The sequence below is a fragment of the Serratia sp. GW822-FHT06D09 genome, assembly GCF_058799515.1.
Genome location: NZ_JBXALO010000006.1, coordinates 49,310 through 67,247 on the forward strand (window position 1 = coordinate 49,310; position 17,938 = coordinate 67,247).

The window sequence follows — 17,938 nt, forward strand, 5'->3', positions numbered from 1 at the left end:
CACCTGTGCTGAGTGAGCGGGCCGCCTGGCTGCACCTATAAAAGCTAGAGGGTATAAATAAACGTGTTAATGAATTGTTGAGTGAAATTGACTATGTTCTGCTTCTTCACTAATGTGAATAATCATATGTCGAAACTTACTTAAGGTTTTATGCAAGTAAAAAAGCGCGCATTGTTGGGCCAGTTATCGGATATGGATCTGCGGTTGCTGCGGGTATTTAAGGCGGTGGTCGACTGTGGCGGCATGAGCGCCGCCGAGCTGGAGCTGAATATCAGCCTGTCGACCATCAGCAAGCATATCAAGGATCTGGAACAGCGACTGGGCCTGACGCTGTGCCACCGCGGGCGCGAGGGGTTTGCGGTTACTGACGAAGGGCTGCTGATATATCAGGAAACCGTGAATCTGTTGGCGGCGACCGAGGCCTTTCGCCGTGGGGTGGATGATGTGCATCAACGCCTGGGTGGGCAGCTGCACGTGGCGATATTCGACCATACCGTCAGTAATCCTCAGGCGCATATCGGCCGGGCGATTGCCTTATTCAGCGAGCAGGCGCCGGATGTCTCTTTGCAAATGTATGTGGAACCGATAAATACCATTGAACGCGGCGTCATTGACGGCCAATTTCAAATTGGCATTATTCCCATGCACCGCAGTGCGGAAAGTTTATCTTATAGTTCGTTATTTCATGAGAGGATGTTCTTATATTGTGGCGCGCAACATGAATTATTTTCCGCTAACCATGAAATACTAAATTGGGATCTGTTGCACAATTATGCCTTTGCCGGATTAGGCTACCATTCGCCGAATATGGAACTGAGCCTGCAGCAGCATTTACATCGCAAGGCAACGGGGTTTGCCCAGGAGTCGATCGCGACCCTAATTCTTTCCGGTAAGTACGTCGGCTTTCTTCCCGACCACTATGCAGCGTTTTTTGTCGCGCAAAATATGATGCGCGCCATCAAACCGACGCTGTTCCGTTATCACTGCGAATATTCCAGCGTGCTGCGGCGTTCGCCCAGCCCGCAGCGGGTGGTCAAGCTGTTCCACGAATGCCTGCTGGCGGCTCATGGAACAGCTTGATGTTTACTGATCTTTCTTCTTGCCAAAAATCTTGATCAGCAAGCCGACCAGGATGCCAATCGCGATGCCGGTGAAAATCCAGCTGATGATGCCCATGTCCAATCTCCCACTATTACTTTGATCTGATTATATAATCATTCGATGCGGAATGCGCCTTCGATCATCTGCTGCCGCTGCGGCGCGCTGTAGTCGATCAGCGAGTTTTTGCTGTTGGATTTTGCCAGCGTCACTGCCAGTTCGTCGGCGGAAATCGGCAGGTCATCCTGCCAGAAACTGGCGATGGCATTGCGGGTAATAAAGTCGATCAGGTAGCGTTCCGGGCTGTCATGCTGCTCGGGGAACAGGCGGGCGGCAAGCTCAGCCATCAGCGCCCGCTGCTGCGGTTGTTCGCTTTTCGCCAGCAGTTCGAGGAACGGCAGCAGCAGGCGACCGCAGACCTGGCCGTGGTGATAATCGCGCAGGGCGCCAATCTCGCCGGCGATGCCGTGGATCACTCCCAGCCCAGCGGCGCTCAGCGTCAGGCCACCAAGGTAAGAGGCTTGCATAATCGCCTCGAGAGCCTCGGCGCTGCGGTTGAGCGCAGGCCAGGCCTGCAGGAAGTGGCGAATGCCGGTCAGCGACATCTCGCGCGTCATGGTATTGGCGGTTTTGGACAGATAGGCCTCGAACAGGTGGGTAAAGGCGTCGATGGCGCAGTAGGCCAGCACCTTGTCCGGTGACCCTTGCAGCAGTTGCGGATCCAGGATGGCGGTGTGCGGCACAAAGTTGTTATGGCGCAGCGAGGCTTTCACCTTGCTCACCTGGGTGTCGGTGATCACCGCATTCTGCGTGACTTCACTGCCGGTACCGGCGGTGGTCGGGATGGCAATGAGCGGCAGGGTTGCACCGCTGATTTTTGTGTCGCCGATCTTTTCCATATAGCGCAGGGTGGGCAACGGGTGCTCGACCAGCGCGGCAAAGGCCTTGGCAGCATCCAGCACGCTACCGCCGCCAATGGCTACCACGCGTCTTACCTTGCCGCGCCAGCGCGCGACCCAGGCGTCTATCTCTTGCGGTGAAGCCTCGTGACTGACGATTTCGGTGCCGAGCAGCAGTGGCGTCAATTCGTCTGCCAGTGAGGAATACACCGCGCCATTGAGGAATGATCGGCAGCTAAACAGCAGCGTCGGCTGTGGCTCGGTGGTCAGTAGCGGGATCAGTTGGCTGATGCTGCCGTGGCCGAACCAGGTCTGGCGGTTGGTAATGGTCAGACTGGTAGTCATGTTCTCTCCTTGGCACGCGAAAACCACAGCATAAGCCAGCCTCTGCGGCTGAACCACTGCTTTTCGCTGCCTGAAAGGGATTCCGTTAATATATTAATCCATCCTCGTTCGGCCACGCCGCAATAATCTGGCGAAGGTGTGATTTGTTTAACATGTAAACGATTATGCTGTTGCATTTGGCGCTATTGAGTGTTTTCTATAACAAACAGGCCACGGCGTAGCCGGAATAAAGTGATTGTTAATTTATTAATGATGGCGGGGCGAAGATGAATATTCAGGTGGAACGGTTATCCGCAGTGATAGACGCAGTCGCAACCCAAGGTTTCTATCCCAACCTGTTGGCCTGGCTGGAAGGGTTCTTCGCCTTTGATAGCGCCATTGTTTACGCGTTTGAACGCGGCCAGGCGCCACGTTGCCTGATCAAAACCGAGCGAGAAAACAGTGACGCGGTCAATCAGCTCTATCAACAGGGCGCTTACCTGCAGGATCCGTTTTACCAGGCGCTGAATGATGGCGGCGGCGGCGAGGTGCTGACCCTGCGCCAGTTGGCTCCCTGCGGCTTCTACCATACTGATTATTACCGTAACTTTTACCGCAAGACCGGCTGGCATGATGAAGCCGGCGTGCTGCTGCCTCTGACGCCGGAACGCGGGTTGGGGGTGTTTTTCGGCTCGGCGCGCCAGTCGGTGGGGGTGCGTTATCCGCAGTTGGCTGAGTTGCGTGATGCGCTGACGCTGCTCAAGAGCGTCGCGCGGCTGCATGGCGAAGTGGTCCTCGCCCCGGCAGAACCAGAAAGGGTGACGGATCATGCGGTGCAGGCACGTTATCTGTTGACGCCGCGCGAGCGCGAAATAGTGGATCTGATCCTGGACGGCTGCGGCTCGCAGCAAATCGCCGATCGGCTGTTCATCAGCCTGGGAACGGTGAAAAACCACCGCAAGAACATCTACAGCAAGCTGGCGATCGGTTCGCAGGCCGAACTGTTCAATCTGCTGTTGGCCACCCCGCTGCGCCGCAGCGCCTGAGTGTTAATTATTTGTTGCGAATGTCCCTAAAGGGACATGGCGACGTCGCGCCCACCTCCTGATAATCCGATGTTATGGCATAGGGTCTTCGGGAGTGCGACAGTGAACAATAATATCGAATCGTTAACCTACTACGCGGCAACCAAAAAATACGATCTGCGCTTTCCGACGCTGGAAGAAGATCTGGACGTTGACGTGGTGATCATCGGCGGTGGTTTCTCCGGCATCAATACCGCCCTGGAGTTGGCTGAGCGCGGCATCACCAATATCGCCATACTCGAAGGGCGCTACCTGGGCTACGGCGGCACCGGCCGCAATGGCGGGCAGGTGATGGCCGGTATCGGTCACGATCTGGAAAAAATCAAACGCCACGTCGGCCCCTCCGGGCTGGAAACCATCTTCAAAATCAGCAACCTCGGCGCCGGGATTATTCGTGAGCGCATCAAGAAGTACGCGATTGATGCCGATTTCTGTTTTGGCTATGGCTACCTCGGCAGCAATGCACGCCAGGAGAAAACCCTGCGCAGTTGGCTGAAGGAATTCAAGGCGGTATCACCGGATGAAGAGATTGAACTCTACACCGGCGCAGAAGTGAAACAGGTCGTGGGGTCAGATGCCTATACCTGCGCATTGAAACACATGGGCGGCGGCCACGTGCATTCGCTCAACCTGCTGTTGGGCGAGGCGAAGGCGCTCAGCGGCTACGGCGTAAAAATCTTCGAAAACAGCAGCGTGCTGGGCGTGGAATACGGTTCGCGCATCAAAGTGCGCACCGCCATGGGCTCAGTACGTGCCAACAAGATGCTGTGGGCGTGCAACGGTTTCCTCAACGGCATGGAGCCGTTCATCTACAACAAAACCATCAATACCTACGCGTTCCAACTGGCGACCGAACCCTTGCCTGAAGAACTGATCCGCCAGATCAGCCCGATCCGCGGTGCCTACAGCGATATCCGCCCGGTGATCGATTACTACCGGGTGACCAATGAAAACCGGCTGCTGTTTGGCAGCGCCACCCGCTTGATCGAATACATCCCGTCGGATCTTAAGGCCTGGAACCGCAACCTGATGCTGAAAGTGTTCCCGTATCTGCATGACGTGAAGATCGATCTGGCCTGGGGCGGGCCGCTGTGTTGCAGCGCCAACCTGTTCCCGCAGATCGGCACCTTGCCGCAGCATGACAACGTGTTTTATGTGCAGGGCTATTCCGGCTTTGGCGTAACGCCGAGTCATATCGTCTGCAAAGTGTTGGCAGAGGGCATGAGCGAAGGATCGGATCGTTACGATCTGATGAGTTCGATTCCGCACGTCAATATCTTCGGTAAAGACAAGCTGCGACGGGTAATGACCACCGCCGGCAAGGTTTGGCACCAGACGTCCGGCTACTGGAAAGGTCGTCGCTAATTTTTATCACAGGAGAGAAACATGAAACCATTACTGCTTAAGCAACCGCTGCCTGAACTGTTGGACATTGGCAGCGTCAGCAACCTGGGCGCCACGGTGATCGCCGGTGAGCCAAACGTCGGGGTGGCGAGCCTTTTCGGTGAGCCGACCGATAACCTGAACTGCGGTGTTTTCAGCTGCACGCGCGGCACCTTTGTAATGGAGTATCCGTTCTCCGAACACGCCACGGTGTGGGAGGGTAGCGCGACGCTGACCGACGAAAAGACCGGTAAATCCGTGCAGTATCAGGCCGGGGATTCGTGGTTTGTCGAAAAAGGCACCCCGGTACGCTGGGAGATCACCTCGGATCGTTTTGTAAAACATTACCTGGCGATCGTCGAAGGCTGATCGTTAACTGGCCCCTCTCCGCCGGGAGAGGGGTATTCAGCTACCCCAGCACCCGTTCGATAAAGTCGGTGATCCGCCTTAATATCTGATCCTTGTTGGTTTCGTTAAAACTCTCGTGTCGCCCGCCTGGATTGACCATCGCTTCGAAATCGCTGCCCTTGAGCCGATCGATCGCGGTTTGCGATTCCGCCATTAATACCAGCCTGTCGTCATCGCCATGTATCCACAGCGTAGGCAGCGTGCCGAAGCCCGGGCCGGCGTTGATTTTTGCCAGGATCTGCTGCATCGCCCGCAGCGTCGGGCGTTTGAACGGCCCGTGCCACACCAGCGGATCGGCCTGATAGGCTTCCCCCACCGACGGATCACGCGACAGGGTGGCAGTATCGAGCGGCGTGTCCGGGATCTCTGGCAGAGTAAGCAAATCCGAAATCAGGGTTCTTTCGCCAATCAAGGGGCCGGAAAGCACCAGCGCACGCACGTCATCGCCATAACGTTGAACGTAGCGGGTGGCAATCATCCCGCCCATGGAATGGCCGATAACCACCAGAGGGACGCCAGGATGCAGCCGCTGAAAATGCTCCGTTACGCGTCGAACGTCGTCGACCACGGCGTCATAATCTTCAATCAATACGCGTTCGCCCTGCGAAAGCCCATGGCCGAGATGATCGGGGCCGAACACCCGCGCACCCTGCGCTTCCAGCGTACGAGCGACGTACTGATAACGGCCGAGATGCTCGCCGTAACCGTGAACCAGCAGCGCCAGAAAGCGCGGTCGGTCATGGCCCCAGTCATGCACGGCAATATCGCCATGCCCACCTTTGATAAAGCTGATCTTCTGTTCAGACATCGTATTTTCTCATCGGAAGGGTCATATTCAGCGTAGCGGCAAAGCGGAGAATGGGTAGGGGCACTGCGTGCGGTGCCCCAGGATATTTAGCGAATGAAGTGCTGTGCCAGCGCATCGATAGCCTGGCGTTGGAACAGATTGAAGGCGTCTCGCGGCTGCTGTTGGCGGATGAATGCCAACAGCGGATCTTCGACCTCAGTGCGAATACCGCTAAGCTGCTCCATCACCGCCAGCCCGCAGAAGGGCACGTAGGACTCGGCATAACCGCCTTCATGCACCATCACCAGCTTTCCATCGCACAGGCGGTCGGCGGCGTCCTGCACCAGGGCCGTCATGCTGCGGAAACTGTCGCTGTGCAACTGCATGCGCGCCAGCGGGTCGAGGGCATTGGCATCGTAGCCGCAGGCGACAATGATCAGCTCGGGTTCGAAGCGCTCGAGTGCCGGGATCACTATCTGTCGCATGGCATACAGATAGCCGTCGTCACCGGCGCCCGCCAGCAGCGGAACATTGATGTTAAAGCCTTCTCCCGCCCCGGCACCGCGGTCCTGTTCACCGGAGTAGCCCGCCGGGAAGCAGCCGTCCTGATGCAGCGACATCGTCAGTACGTCGTCACGTTGCCAATAGATATGCTGCGTACCATTGCCGTGATGCACGTCCCAATCGAGCACCGCCACTTTGCCCAGACCGTATTTGGCTCTGGCACGCTCGATGGCGATCGGGATATTGGCCAGAAAGCAGAACCCCATCGACTGATCCGGCAGGCAATGGTGGCCCGGTGGGCGCGACAACGCATAGGCGTTATCCAGGTGGCCCTGCAGCACCGCTTCGACCGCCGCGCAGGCCAGCCCGGCGGACAGTTTGGCTATCTCGTAGCTGCCCGGGCCCAAAGGTGCTTCCTCACCCAGCATGCCGCCGCCGTTATCACTTAGCTGTTTGAAACGTTGCAGATAGTCGGCCGGATGAATGCGTAACAGGTCTTCTTCCGTCGCCATGTCGGCACTTAGCAGCTGGATCTGTCGCGACAGGCCGGACACGTCCATCAGGTTTTTCATCCGCCGTTTGGTTTCCGGCGATTCGGCATGGCCCGCCCCTGAAGGCGGTTGCACCCAGCCGCCGACCGGCAGCGTGGTGGCATGCAGGCCGGTGCTGTGCCAGAAACAGCGTTCATCAAACAAGAAACCGGTTTTTCTTTTCACCTTATTACTCCTGTTAAATAGCGCGTTGAACGCGCGGTGAAGCCAGCGAAATCAGCAGCAGCGACAGCAGCGCACTCCCCAGCGCCCCGACCAGCAGCCTGTCGAAACCGCCTGAAGACTCAATCCAATAACCGGCCAGCGTTGGGCCGATCGCCATGCCGCCGCCAATCACCAGATTGATGTTGTTCATCAGCTTGCCGTTGTTATCCAGCCCGGCGACGCGGGCCAGGATAAACGGCAGCACAAAGGTCCAGGTAAACTTGAACAGCACCGCCGCCAGCGCAAAGCGCAGCAGCTGCGGCGTGTGGAACAGCAGCGCAATGCCGGCGAGCAGCAAGCCGTAACTTAGCCTGATCAGCCCATTGCCGCCTCGCCTGGCGCTGATGAACGCCGCACCACCGGCGCCGACGATGCCAAACAGCGTGGCGGCCGCCAGCACCTGGCCGCTGCTGACCGGCGAAAGGCCGGCCGCGTGGGCGATACTGCCGATAAAGGTCCAGACTGCGCTCAGGCTGATATAAAAGGTCAGCACCGCCAGGACGGCGAAGACTTTACGCAGCCATGGCATTGCCGTGGTATGGGCGGTGGATTGCGCAGGGTGAAAGCCGCTGGGAAAGGCGGAAAGCAGCGGCAGGCAGCACAGCATGATGGCCGCCAGGATCAGGTATACCGCCATCAGGCCAAAATGGGCGAACAGCAAGGGCAGCACCAGCAGCCCAACGGCGCCAAGCACCAGCTGGCCCAGCACCCACAAGGCGTAAACCCGGCTGGGGTTGGCGGTGCCACCGGCACAGGTGATACACAGGATCATCAGCGTGCCGCCCGCCAAAGAGGCGATGAAACGCAGCCCCAGCAGCAGGTGAAAATCACTGACCAGTGCCGACGCCAAATTGCCGACGATAAACACCCCCGCAGCCAGGGTTGCCACCCGGCGCCAGTTAACGCGGCTGATCCACCACCAGGCGGGCAGGGTGGCGAGGCTCATGGCCCCCAGCTCGGTGGAAAACAGATGGCCGATTTGCGCGGGGGTGAGCGACCATTGGCTGGCCAGCTGTGCGGCAACCGCCGGGGCGGTCATCAGGATGCCCGGTACAATGGCGGCAAAGATGATGATGGCGGTCAGCAGCCGCGGCGGGCAGGGGAGAGCCGCCCCGGCAGCGGGTACAGAAACGGAATCACTGGACATAATAATTATCCCCGCAGGTTAAGCCTGAGTCAGATATAACCGCGTTGCCGTATTCTGGGCAGGCGGAAACCGCGCCATGAATGGCGAATAATTAACGAACTTATTTTCTCCACTATAAGCCGATGTTATGGCTCTATTTATTAACCGTGGGCAATAAAGCTGCTGGCCACCAATTCGGTACGGTTGACCACTTCAGTTTTGGCAAAAATATTGCGCATATGGGTTTTTACCGTTGAAAGCGAAATACCCAGCTTCAACGCTATGCGTTTATTACTGGCACCTTCACGCACCATATTGACGATCTCCTGCTCTTTGGCGGTCAGCAGGCGGGCTTCCCCGTCGGGCAACAGGTCGCGGGTCGCCAGTTCGATCAGCGGCATCACCGCCCGCAGGCGACCGCGTTCCAGTTCGGTAAACGGCGTATCGCGGATCAAGGACACCCCGGCAACGATGCGTTTACGCTGCCGAATAAAGATCTCCGTCATGTCGCGCATATCATTGGGCAGCATAAAATCATGATAGTAATGGCGGTTATTGGCGATTGCCGCCGGGCTCATGCCGACCATATTGATGTCCTGCTGGTGAAAGTTGGCAGGCTTGAGCGGATCTATCTGCTGGAAATGGTTCAAGTACTGCTGATGGGTTTTATCGGAGATGCCGTGCAAAATATAGTGGTCTGGCCGCAGGTCCTGGTTAACCAAATAAAACACCCCTGCGGACACCGGGATCAGGTGCGCAATGGTGGTCAAACAGCTGTTGATAAAGGCATCGGACGATGCAATGTGCATGATTCATTTCCTCCCTTTATCGTTCGGTCTGGAATATTCGGTCAATATGTGAACGATACAAGCATAGTGATAGCAATTGTGCAACACAATAAATACATATTAACAACGTGAGCCTGATTGCAATAAAATACATAAATAACAAGGCAGCGAAGAAGCCTCGGCAGCGACAGTGCCGCACGAGTGTCGATATTTTGTTAATATATTAACGAATGACCTATGGCCTTCCTGCTGAATTTACTGCAATTTCCCCCTCGGCGTGGTGACCCCCAGCGATATCACCGGCCAGTCTCGCCGCTGATGCCGCTCCCCACGGCTCGTTCTTAAGAACGATAGACAGCCTTAATCCCGTTTGTTCTCCCTGTGAAAACCTTTTCCGGCCAACGAAAACCATAACGGTTGATTGGGCACCAAAGGTAAGACGAAAAAGCTATGGTTTGGCCTCGTCCTTAAGGACGATAGTCAGCATTTTCTTTTCCTCTCTATAGTGATATTGCCGCCACTGGCGACGAAACACCTGCAAAAGCACCATCAGGGCCAAACGATAAAACTATAAGAGGACATAACCATGAACCTGTCGTCGCGGCTTCATGCCCATCTTGAGCGGGGCAAGGTCGGATTCCCCACCACGCTGGCCAGCTCGGTCGGGGTGATTATGGCCAGCCCGGTGATCCTCACCGTGACCAGCGGTTTCGGCATCGGCGGCGATACCTTCGCGCTGGCGATGCTGATCGCCTTTATCATGATGCAGGCCCAGCTCACCACCTTCTCGGAAGCGGCGGCGATCTTGCCGACCTCCGGATCGGTCTATGACTACATCGCCTGTGGTATGGGACGCTTTTTTGCCATTACCGGCGCGCTGTCGGCCTACCTGATCGTGCATATCTTTGCCGGGACCGCCGAAACCATTCTCTCCGGCATTATGGCGCTGGTGAATTTTGAGCACCTTAATACCCTGATGGAAAGCCACAATGCCTCCTGGATGGTGGGGGTGGGGTTAGTCATCGTGTTCGGTGCACTCAACGCCTTCGGCATCGAGGCCTTCGGTAAAGCGGAGATCGTGCTGACCTTCGCCATGTGGAGCACCCTGGTGATATTTGGCATTACCGGGCTGCTTTCGCCGCACGCGGTACCGCTGGAAGGCTGGTTCGGCAGCACGCTGAGCCTGAGCGATCCCTTTGCGGTATTCAGCCTGATCGGCATGGCGATGTTTATGTTCGTCGGTTGTGAGCTGGTCACGCCGATGGCACCGGAGATCAAACGCTCCGCCAGCGTGATCCCACGGGCGATGTCGCTGGGGCTGTGTGGCGTGGCGGTGTGCATGGCGTTGTACGGCGCGGCGCTCAGCCATCAGGTGGAAAACGTGGTGGTGGACGCCGCCAACGGCGTTCATCTGCTGGATACGCCGATGGCGATCCCGGCTTTTGCCGGTCAGGTGATGGGCGAGTTCGGCAAATACTGGTTGGGTATCGGGCTGCTGCTGGCCGGGGCGGCGACCATCAATACGCTGATGGCGGCGGTGCCGCGTATTCTTTACGGCATGGCGCTGGACGGGGCATTGCCACGTATCTTCGCCTATCTGCACCCCCGTTTTAAAACCCCGGTGGTGGGTATTCTGGTCGCGGTATTGATCCCCTGCGTGCATGCCTTCGCCATTCAGGGCAATCTCGACCGTATTATTCCGCTGGTGCTGGCGGCGGTGTGCGCCTGGGGCGTGGCCTACCTGCTGGTCACCTGCTCGGTGGTGATCCTGCGTATTCGCCGCCCGGATCTGCCACGCGCTTACAAATCTCCCTGGTTCCCGCTGCCGCAAATTGTCTCCAGCGTGGGCATCGTGCTGGCGATTATCTATATCACCCCGCCGGGCATGGATCCGCGTACCGTCTATATCCCGTTCAGCATCATGATTGGCCTGACTGCCGCCTATGCGCTGTTCTGGACCCTGTGCGTGCAAAAGGTCAATCCGTTTAAACCGGTGCCGGTCGAACAGGTACTGGAAACGGCCTTTGCCAAAGCGGAAAGCGAGGAGGCGCAGTTTGATCGGCTTACTTCCCTCACTTAATCGCTACTGGCAGCGCTCCCCGGCGGGCTACCAGCCGGGCGTCACCCTCAGCCGGCTGGCGAACAATCTGCAGCCCTATGCCTGCGAGCGCCTTTCGCCCTGCCTGCTGCGCCTGACCTTGCCGCAGGGGCCGGTTATCGACATTAACGAACAGGTCAGCGCGCTGTTTATGGCGCATATCGTTAGTCAGCGTTTCAGCTTGCAGGGGGCGTGCTCGCAGAAGGAGCCGCTGACGCTACGCATTAACGCCGGCGGTTGGTTGCGGCGACGCGGCGTGGTTTATCGCGCGACCCGGGATGGTGCCGTAGCGCAGCGAATGATTGCCGCTCTGCGGCGCTATCCGCAGATTGCCGAAACGCTGGAGCAGCTGGATTTTCGGCGTATCCAACTGACGGTCGCGGCCGGTCATTGGCGGCTGGAGATCGAACATTTCGCCGCTTCGGAAGTGGTCAGCCGTTTGCCTGCCGGTCGCCGCTATCTGCGGCTGGAACCGGAGCAGCGGCGCTTGCTGCTGAGCAGCCTGCTGATGATCGGCCAATTGATGGAGAAACTGGATGAGTAGAGTGGTGGTGATTACCGGCGGCGGCACCGGCGTGGGGGCTGCGTGCGCCAGGCTGCTGGCGAGCAGGGGCGATCGGGTGTTTATCATCGGCCGCCGCCGTGAACCTCTGATGGCGCTGGCGGACGACATTGGCGCGCAGGCATTGGTGGGAGATGCGGCCAGCGGTGAATGCTGGCAAAGCCAGCTGTTGCCGGCCATTTTGCAACAGGCCGGGCGCATTGATTGCCTGATCTGCAGCGCCGGCGGGATGGGGCTGGGGCGCATTACCGAAATGAACGATGACCAGTGGCGTCAGGCGCTGGACAGCAACCTCAACAGTGCTTTTGCCAGCGCCCGCGCCTGCCTGCCGGAGCTGGTGAAAACCGGCGGCAACCTGCTGTTTGTCGCCTCTATCGCTTCGCTGGCCGCCGGGCCGGAGGTGTGCGGCTACGTGACCGCCAAACATGCGCTGATTGGACTGATGCGCTCCATCGCTCGTGACTACGGCCCGCTGGGCGTGCGTGCCAACGCGGTGTGTCCCGGCTGGGTCACTACGCCGATGGCGGATGAAGAGATGCAGCCGCTGATGGCTGAGTACCACCTCACGCTGGAGCAGGCTTACCAACGGGTATGCCGCGACGTGCCGCTGCGTCGCCCGGCCAGCGCCGAAGAGATCGCCGCTATCTGCCGTTTTCTCTGTTCGGAGGACGCGTCGATCATTACCGGTGCGGCGCTGGTGGCCGACGGCGGCTCCACCATTGTCGACGTACCGACATTGGCTTTTACTTCCCTTTAAGGAGCATCAAATGAGTACAGAAGCGGTATTTATTCAGGTTGGCGCACTGGCGGAAGGCTTTGCGCCGCACAGCAATACGCTGGAACAGCAGCATGGGTTGAGCGGTAACACGCTGACATTACGTTTTGCCGACGGTGAAATGCTGAGTTGTCACTTTGTCGATGAGCAGACGCTGAGTTGGGGGGAGTACAGGGGCATCGCTTATCGCGCCACCAGCATCCGCCCCGGCATTCTGTTTATCGATTTTCTCGATCCCGCACAGGAGAACGCCAGCATCACGCTGGTGTGCGATCGCAACCAGGGTAATTTCACGGCGGTGTATGGCCAGTTGCCGGATGAGGAACAAGCCCGTCTGGACGCCTTCAGCCGGGTTGAGCAAGGGCTGCCGCTGACGGCGGTCAACGTTGAATTCCACTTTGGCACGCTGGATAACGCCGATGTTGAGCCGCCACAGTTCACCGACGAGCTGATTGGCATGCGTAACATGTATACCTACAGCCCGACCGAGCGTTACGAACACATTTATCTGAACGACAATTTCTACGCCTGGCAGTGCCTGGACGGCGTGGAGAAAGGGCTGGCGGATGTCGATCGCTGCCACTACGTGAAGGTGGCCGAACAGCTGTACCTGTTTGTCTGGCGAGAGAAGATTGTGCCGACGCTGGGCGTGGTCATGATCGATCTGCAGGGCATGCGTACCGACGGCAAGATCCTCGGCTATCAGGGCAGTGATTTCAGCGCGCTGAGCAATTTTGCGGTAGGCGCCCATGCGCAGGTGCTGAACACCACCCACCATCCACGGGGATAGTCCGATGAATGCAACCTATGCGGCTGATGCGTTCAAGGGGCAGGTGGTGCTGGTGACGGGCGGTGCGCAGGGCATCGGGCTGGCGATCGTCAGTGCCTTTGCTCAGTTGGGCGCGACGGTGGTGATGGCGGATCTGCAGCTGCAAAAAGCGCAGGATGCCGCCGAGACGCTGCAACAGCAGGGCGGGCAGGTCCAGGCGATGGCCTGCGATCTGGCCGATCCGGGGCAGATTGCCGAACTGGTTGCAACGGTGGGGCAGCAGCATCAGCGGCTGGACGTGGTGATCCATAACGCGGCTTACTTCCCGCTGACGCCCTTTGCCGAGATTGACGCCGTGTTATTGCAACGCACGCTGAGCGTTAATCTGATGGCGCCGTTCTTTCTGGCGCAGGCGGCTTTACCCTGGATGCAACGTCAGGGCGGGGGCTGCATTTTGGTGACGTCGTCGGTGACCGGGCCACGGGTCGCCTATCCGGGGTTGGCGCACTACGCCGCTTCAAAGGCCGGAGTAAACGGGTTTATTCGCGCGGCGGCGCTGGAACTGGCGGCGGCTGGCGTCAGGGTCAACGGTGTGGAGCCGGGAATGATCCGCACGCCGGCGATGGCCAATCTGGGGGGCGCGGCGGTCAATCAGGCGATTGCGGCCGCAGTGCCGCTCGGGCGATTGGGGGAGCCGGAAGACATTGCGGCGGCGATGGTGTTTCTCGCCTCACCGGCGGCCGCCTATATGACCGGCCAAACGCTGGTGGTGGACGGCGGCGCATTACTCCCCGAGGCTCATCCTGTTCTTTCTTGACGTTGGCTCACCCCAGTCACTAGTAAGCGCCAGGGGACTCACGCCCTGGCCGCCTGGCTGCAACGCCAATTAATCAGAGGATGATAATCGGAAGGATCATTTCTTTGTGGGATGAGCGGTCACGTTGGCGGGCAGTTTATCCCCCAGGGTGATCAGCTCGTCCAGTAAGGTCATCAACTGGTCCATTTTCTGCTGTGAAAATGCGGCTTCGATTTCAGCGTACCCCTGTTCTACCTGGTGGCGCGCCACTTCATACAGCTCCTGACCCTGCTGGGTGAGAGACACGTACAGCTTGCGCTGATCGTTAACCGGTTTCAGGCGGAAAATCAGCTTATCGCGTTCCATGCGCGACAAAATGCCGGTCAGGCTGGGGCGCAGGATGCAGGTTTCTGCTGCCAATTCGTGGAATTCGATCGAACGACTGTTGGCCAAAACGCGAATGATGCGCCATTGCTGTTCGGTCAGGTTATGGCTTTTCAGGATCGGGCGAAAAAAGCCCATGGCGGTTTCACGCGCTTGCAGCAGGGCAATGGTTAAGGACTCATGCATAGATTTGGCCTTGGCTATAAAGGTGTTCGTCATTCAGGCATTTACTGTTGTGGCTCAGCAGGTGGCCGTGCGGACACTGCAATACCCCTATCGGTAAATCCTGATTTTATTAATAACTTAATAGTAGCCAAGTTTACCCAGATGGATAAAGCGAAAACGCATCCGCAGCGGTAAAAATCACCTAAAAATGATTAATTCGTTGAATAATCACGCCAATGTTCATGGGTTGTGAATATTTTGTTATCACGATCACAAATCAATCCACCGGCGTTGCGTAAAAGCTGAACAGCGTATAAAAGTATTCATTAACATGTTAATGAATGCCGAATTGCCCTGTTGTGTCATTGAAAGGAGTTTGCATGAAAGGCACCGTATTTTCCGTTGCGTTGAATCACCGCAGCCAGATAGACGCCTGGGATCAGGCGTTTCATCAGCCGCCGTATAAAACCCCGCCGAAGACCCCGGTGTGGTTTATCAAACCGCGCAATACCCACCTCGCCAACGGCAGGGCGATCCCGTTTCCTGCCGGTGAGCAAGTGCAAAGCGGCGCCACGCTGGCGGTAGTGATTGGCAACACCGCCCGTAAGGTGCCAGCCGAACGGGTCGCCGACTATCTGGCCGGTTATGCGCTGGCCAACGACATCAGCCTGCCGGAAAGCAGCTTCTACCGCCCGGCGATCAAAGCGAAATGCCGCGACGGTTTTTGCCCGTTGGGGGAGATCGGTTCATTGGTGACCACCGATGCGGTGGAGATCATCACCGAAATCAACGGGGTAGAGCAGGATCGCTGGTCGACTGCCGATTTGGTGCGTTCGGTGCCGGAACTGATCGCCGCCATCAGCGATTTTATTACCCTGCAGCCGGGCGACGCAGTGCTGATCGGCACGCCACACCAGCGGGTGGAGATCAAACCTGGAGATGAAGTGAGGGTGCGTGCCGCCGGTTTGCCGACCCTGACCAACCGCGTAGTGCAGGCAGGAGAAACCGCATGAGACACGCCCGTATTCGCCATCATGGCCAAATTGTTAATGTCAGCGTCGACGAGCAACTGCGCGTGACGTTGCCGAACGGCACGGTGTTGCCAGAGCAGGACGTCGAGTGGTTGCCACCGGCGCAGGGCACGGTGTTTGCCCTGGGGCTGAACTATGCCGATCACGCCAGCGAGCTAGAATTCAAGGCCCCGGAAGAGCCGCTGGTGTTCCTCAAGGCGCCGAACACCCTGACCGGCCATCGGCAGGTTTCGGTACGTCCGGCCAACGTCGACTATATGCACTACGAAGCCGAGCTGGTGGCGGTGATCGGCAAGACGGCGCGTAACGTCAGCCGCGAAGATGCGATGGCGTACGTGGCGGGCTACACGCTGTGCAATGACTACGCCATTCGCGACTATCTGGAAAACTATTACCGCCCGAATCTGCGGGTGAAAAGCCGCGATACCCTGACGCCGATTGGGCCGTACATCGTCGATCGTGACGATATCGCCGATCCGCACCGTCTGGCACTCAGCACCTACGTCAACGGCGAGCTGCGCCAGCGCGGCAGCACCGCCGACATGATTTTCGATATCCCCTACCTGATCAGTTACCTGAGTGAATTTATGACGCTGCAGCCGGGCGACATGATCGCCACCGGCACGCCGAAAGGGCTGGCCGACGTGCAGCCGGGCGATGAAGTGGTGGTGGAGATTGAGGGCATCGGCCGTCTGGTTAACCACATCATCAGTGAAAAAGATTACGAGGAAAGCCTGCGATGAAAACCATCAACCATTGGATTAACGGTAAAAACGTAGCCAGCAAAGAGTATTTCACTACCACCAACCCGGCCAACGGCGAGGTGCTGGCAGAGGTCGCTTCCGGCGGGCAGTTGGAGATCGATCAGGCGGTGGCTGCCGCCAAGGCTGCGTTCCCGAAATGGGCCAATACGCCAATGAAAGAGCGTGCTCGCCTGATGCGTCGTCTGGGCGAGCTGATTGACGAGAACGTGCCGCAGATTGCCGAGATGGAAACCGCCGACACCGGTCTGCCGATCCACCAAACCAAAAACGTGCTGATCCCGCGTGCTTCGCACAACTTTGAGTTCTTTGCCGAGATCTGCCAGCAGATGAACGGCCGCACCTATCCGGTGGACGACAAGATGCTCAACTACACGCTGATCCAGCCGGTGGGGGTGTGTGCGCTGGTGTCACCGTGGAACGTGCCTTTCATGACAGCAACCTGGAAGACCGCGCCTTGCCTGGCACTGGGCAATACCGCGGTGCTGAAAATGTCCGAGCTGTCGCCGCTGACCGCCGATCGCCTGGGTGAACTGGCGCTGGAAGCCGGCATTCCGGCCGGGGTACTCAACGTGGTGCAGGGTTACGGCGCCACCGCCGGGGATGCGCTGGTGCGTCATAAAGACGTGCGTGCGGTGTCCTTTACCGGCGGCACCGCCACCGGACGCCGGATCATTGAAAACGCGGGCTTGAAGAAGTTTTCCATGGAGCTGGGCGGGAAATCGCCGGTACTGATTTTCGAAGATGCCGACATCGAACGTGCGCTGGACGCCGCGCTGTTCACCATTTTCTCGATCAACGGTGAACGCTGCACCGCCGGTTCGCGCATCTTTATTCAAGAGAGCATTTACCCGGAATTCGTCAAACGTTTTGCCGAGCGCGCCAACCGCCTGCGCGTAGGCGATCCGCAGGATCCCAACACGCAGGTTGGGGCGTTGATCAGCCAGCAGCACTGGGAAAAAGTGTCCGGCTATATCCGCCTCGGGCTGGAAGAAGGCGCCACCCTGTTGGCCGGTGGCCCGGACAAACCGGCTGGCCTCAGCCACGGCAACTTCCTGCGGCCAACGGTGCTGGCGGATGTCGACAATCGGATGCGCATCGCGCAGGAGGAGATTTTCGGGCCGGTGGCCTGCCTGCTGCCGTTCAAATCGGAAGAAGACGGCCTGCGCATGGCCAACGACGTGGAGTACGGCCTGGCGTCGTACATCTGGACGCAGGATGTGAGCAAGGTGCTGCGTCTGGCCCGCAATATTGAAGCGGGGATGGTTTTCGTCAATACCCAAAACGTACGCGATCTGCGTCAGCCGTTTGGCGGCGTGAAATCTTCCGGCACCGGCCGCGAGGGCGGGGAATACAGCTTTGAAGTGTTCGCCGAGATGAAGAACGTGTGCATTTCCATGGGTGACCACCCGATCCCGCGCTGGGGCGTTTAAGCCTCAA

The 17,938-nt window shown here is 58.1% G+C and carries 18 protein-coding genes; 12 read left to right on the plus strand and 6 right to left on the minus strand.

Annotated features, from left to right (window positions below):
* Nucleotides 1–150: 150 nt before the first annotated feature.
* On the plus strand, nucleotides 151–1,080 hold the full coding sequence (locus AC1RKG_RS15575; protein WP_020825066.1) for a LysR family transcriptional regulator: 930 nt from the start codon (nucleotides 151–153) through the stop codon (nucleotides 1,078–1,080).
* A 134-nt stretch (nucleotides 1,081–1,214) separates the two neighbouring features.
* Here AC1RKG_RS15575 and AC1RKG_RS15580 read toward each other — a convergent pair whose 3' ends face one another.
* Entirely contained in the window at nucleotides 1,215–2,342 is a 1,128-nt protein-coding gene (locus AC1RKG_RS15580) for an iron-containing alcohol dehydrogenase (protein WP_493183452.1), read from the minus strand.
* 266 nt (nucleotides 2,343–2,608) lie between these two features.
* Here AC1RKG_RS15580 and AC1RKG_RS15585 point away from each other — a divergent pair, with 266 nt between their 5' ends.
* The 3 genes from AC1RKG_RS15585 (at nucleotide 2,609) to AC1RKG_RS15595 (ending at nucleotide 5,158) form a co-directional block, all read left to right on the plus strand.
* Entirely contained in the window at nucleotides 2,609–3,367 is a 759-nt protein-coding gene (locus tag AC1RKG_RS15585) for a response regulator transcription factor (protein ID WP_493183453.1), read from the plus strand.
* A 102-nt stretch (nucleotides 3,368–3,469) separates the two neighbouring features.
* Entirely contained in the window at nucleotides 3,470–4,771 is a 1,302-nt protein-coding gene (locus tag AC1RKG_RS15590) for an NAD(P)/FAD-dependent oxidoreductase (protein ID WP_020825070.1), read from the plus strand.
* Between the two features lie 21 nt (nucleotides 4,772–4,792).
* Complete coding sequence (locus AC1RKG_RS15595) at nucleotides 4,793–5,158, plus strand: cupin domain-containing protein (RefSeq protein WP_129983279.1); 366 nt, start codon at nucleotides 4,793–4,795, stop codon at nucleotides 5,156–5,158.
* Between the two features lie 40 nt (nucleotides 5,159–5,198).
* Here the strand turns inward: AC1RKG_RS15595 and AC1RKG_RS15600 are convergent, their stop codons facing one another.
* The 4 genes from AC1RKG_RS15600 to AC1RKG_RS15615 form a co-directional block, all read right to left on the minus strand.
* A complete protein-coding gene (locus AC1RKG_RS15600) occupies nucleotides 5,199–6,005 on the minus strand; it encodes an alpha/beta hydrolase (protein WP_115060203.1) in 807 nt (268 codons plus the stop codon).
* A gap of 86 nt (nucleotides 6,006–6,091) precedes the next feature.
* A complete protein-coding gene (locus tag AC1RKG_RS15605; protein ID WP_142816006.1) occupies nucleotides 6,092–7,204 on the minus strand; it encodes a class II histone deacetylase in 1,113 nt (370 codons plus the stop codon).
* Nucleotides 7,205–7,217: 13 nt separating this feature from the next.
* Nucleotides 7,218–8,390, minus strand: a complete 1,173-nt coding sequence (locus AC1RKG_RS15610; RefSeq protein WP_493183456.1) for an MFS transporter — start codon at nucleotides 8,388–8,390, stop codon at nucleotides 7,218–7,220.
* A gap of 140 nt (nucleotides 8,391–8,530) precedes the next feature.
* Entirely contained in the window at nucleotides 8,531–9,178 is a 648-nt protein-coding gene (locus AC1RKG_RS15615) for a helix-turn-helix transcriptional regulator (RefSeq protein WP_046374577.1), read from the minus strand.
* A gap of 565 nt (nucleotides 9,179–9,743) precedes the next feature.
* On the opposite strand from AC1RKG_RS15615, the gene AC1RKG_RS15620 reads away from it, so the two are divergent.
* The 5 genes from AC1RKG_RS15620 to AC1RKG_RS15640 are packed head-to-tail and all read left to right on the plus strand — an operon-like array spanning nucleotide 9,744 to nucleotide 14,178.
* Complete coding sequence (locus tag AC1RKG_RS15620; protein ID WP_493183458.1) at nucleotides 9,744–11,237, plus strand: APC family permease; 1,494 nt, start codon at nucleotides 9,744–9,746, stop codon at nucleotides 11,235–11,237.
* Nucleotides 11,212–11,799, plus strand: a complete 588-nt coding sequence (locus AC1RKG_RS15625) for a DUF3156 family protein (protein WP_493183460.1) — start codon at nucleotides 11,212–11,214, stop codon at nucleotides 11,797–11,799. Before AC1RKG_RS15620 ends, AC1RKG_RS15625 begins: the two co-directional genes overlap by 26 nt.
* Entirely contained in the window at nucleotides 11,792–12,574 is a 783-nt protein-coding gene (locus tag AC1RKG_RS15630) for an SDR family NAD(P)-dependent oxidoreductase (protein ID WP_046374575.1), read from the plus strand. Before AC1RKG_RS15625 ends, AC1RKG_RS15630 begins: the two co-directional genes overlap by 8 nt.
* 10 nt (nucleotides 12,575–12,584) lie before the next feature.
* Nucleotides 12,585–13,382 (plus strand): molybdenum cofactor biosynthesis F family protein, encoded by a 798-nt coding sequence (locus tag AC1RKG_RS15635; RefSeq protein WP_337047731.1) that lies wholly within the window; start codon nucleotides 12,585–12,587, stop codon nucleotides 13,380–13,382.
* A 4-nt stretch (nucleotides 13,383–13,386) separates the two neighbouring features.
* Nucleotides 13,387–14,178, plus strand: coding sequence for an SDR family oxidoreductase (locus tag AC1RKG_RS15640; protein WP_261157578.1), 792 nt, complete (start codon nucleotides 13,387–13,389; stop codon nucleotides 14,176–14,178).
* 96 nt (nucleotides 14,179–14,274) lie between these two features.
* Here AC1RKG_RS15640 and hpaR read toward each other — a convergent pair whose 3' ends face one another.
* Nucleotides 14,275–14,727 carry a homoprotocatechuate degradation operon regulator HpaR gene (hpaR, locus tag AC1RKG_RS15645; RefSeq protein ID WP_041415197.1) on the minus strand — a complete coding sequence of 151 codons (453 nt, stop codon included), beginning with the start codon at nucleotides 14,725–14,727 and terminating at the stop codon, nucleotides 14,275–14,277.
* 359 nt (nucleotides 14,728–15,086) lie between these two features.
* Between hpaR and AC1RKG_RS15650 the strand changes: the two genes are divergently transcribed.
* Genes AC1RKG_RS15650 through hpaE form a run of 3 tightly spaced genes read left to right on the plus strand, consistent with a single transcriptional unit; the run spans nucleotide 15,087 to nucleotide 17,931 of the window.
* Nucleotides 15,087–15,719 (plus strand): fumarylacetoacetate hydrolase family protein, encoded by a 633-nt coding sequence (locus AC1RKG_RS15650; RefSeq protein WP_493183463.1) that lies wholly within the window; start codon nucleotides 15,087–15,089, stop codon nucleotides 15,717–15,719.
* Complete coding sequence (locus AC1RKG_RS15655; RefSeq protein ID WP_115060190.1) at nucleotides 15,716–16,480, plus strand: fumarylacetoacetate hydrolase family protein; 765 nt, start codon at nucleotides 15,716–15,718, stop codon at nucleotides 16,478–16,480. Before AC1RKG_RS15650 ends, AC1RKG_RS15655 begins: the two co-directional genes overlap by 4 nt.
* Complete coding sequence (gene hpaE / locus AC1RKG_RS15660; RefSeq protein WP_046374571.1) at nucleotides 16,477–17,931, plus strand: 5-carboxymethyl-2-hydroxymuconate semialdehyde dehydrogenase; 1,455 nt, start codon at nucleotides 16,477–16,479, stop codon at nucleotides 17,929–17,931. The genes AC1RKG_RS15655 and hpaE overlap by 4 nt, the downstream gene beginning before the upstream one ends.
* The last annotated feature ends 7 nt before the right edge of the window (nucleotides 17,932–17,938 follow it).

Excerpts from the sequence above, each read along its gene's own strand:
- AC1RKG_RS15635 (WP_337047731.1), top strand. The coding sequence starts at position 12,585 with ATGAGTACAGAAGCGGTATTTATTCAGGTTGGCGCACTGGCGGAAGGC.
- AC1RKG_RS15575 (WP_020825066.1), top strand. The coding sequence starts at position 151 with ATGCAAGTAAAAAAGCGCGCATTGTTGGGCCAGTTATCGGATATGGAT.
- AC1RKG_RS15600 (WP_115060203.1), bottom strand. The coding sequence starts at position 6,005 with ATGTCTGAACAGAAGATCAGCTTTATCAAAGGTGGGCATGGCGATATT.
- hpaR (WP_041415197.1), bottom strand. The coding sequence starts at position 14,727 with ATGCATGAGTCCTTAACCATTGCCCTGCTGCAAGCGCGTGAAACCGCC.
- AC1RKG_RS15655 (WP_115060190.1), top strand. The coding sequence starts at position 15,716 with ATGAGACACGCCCGTATTCGCCATCATGGCCAAATTGTTAATGTCAGC.
- AC1RKG_RS15580 (WP_493183452.1), bottom strand. The coding sequence starts at position 2,342 with ATGACTACCAGTCTGACCATTACCAACCGCCAGACCTGGTTCGGCCAC.
- AC1RKG_RS15615 (WP_046374577.1), bottom strand. The coding sequence starts at position 9,178 with ATGCACATTGCATCGTCCGATGCCTTTATCAACAGCTGTTTGACCACC.
- AC1RKG_RS15595 (WP_129983279.1), top strand. The coding sequence starts at position 4,793 with ATGAAACCATTACTGCTTAAGCAACCGCTGCCTGAACTGTTGGACATT.
- AC1RKG_RS15630 (WP_046374575.1), top strand. The coding sequence starts at position 11,792 with ATGAGTAGAGTGGTGGTGATTACCGGCGGCGGCACCGGCGTGGGGGCT.
- AC1RKG_RS15610 (WP_493183456.1), bottom strand. The coding sequence starts at position 8,390 with ATGTCCAGTGATTCCGTTTCTGTACCCGCTGCCGGGGCGGCTCTCCCC.
- hpaE (WP_046374571.1), top strand. The coding sequence starts at position 16,477 with ATGAAAACCATCAACCATTGGATTAACGGTAAAAACGTAGCCAGCAAA.
- AC1RKG_RS15640 (WP_261157578.1), top strand. The coding sequence starts at position 13,387 with ATGAATGCAACCTATGCGGCTGATGCGTTCAAGGGGCAGGTGGTGCTG.
- AC1RKG_RS15585 (WP_493183453.1), top strand. The coding sequence starts at position 2,609 with ATGAATATTCAGGTGGAACGGTTATCCGCAGTGATAGACGCAGTCGCA.
- AC1RKG_RS15650 (WP_493183463.1), top strand. The coding sequence starts at position 15,087 with ATGAAAGGCACCGTATTTTCCGTTGCGTTGAATCACCGCAGCCAGATA.
- AC1RKG_RS15620 (WP_493183458.1), top strand. The coding sequence starts at position 9,744 with ATGAACCTGTCGTCGCGGCTTCATGCCCATCTTGAGCGGGGCAAGGTC.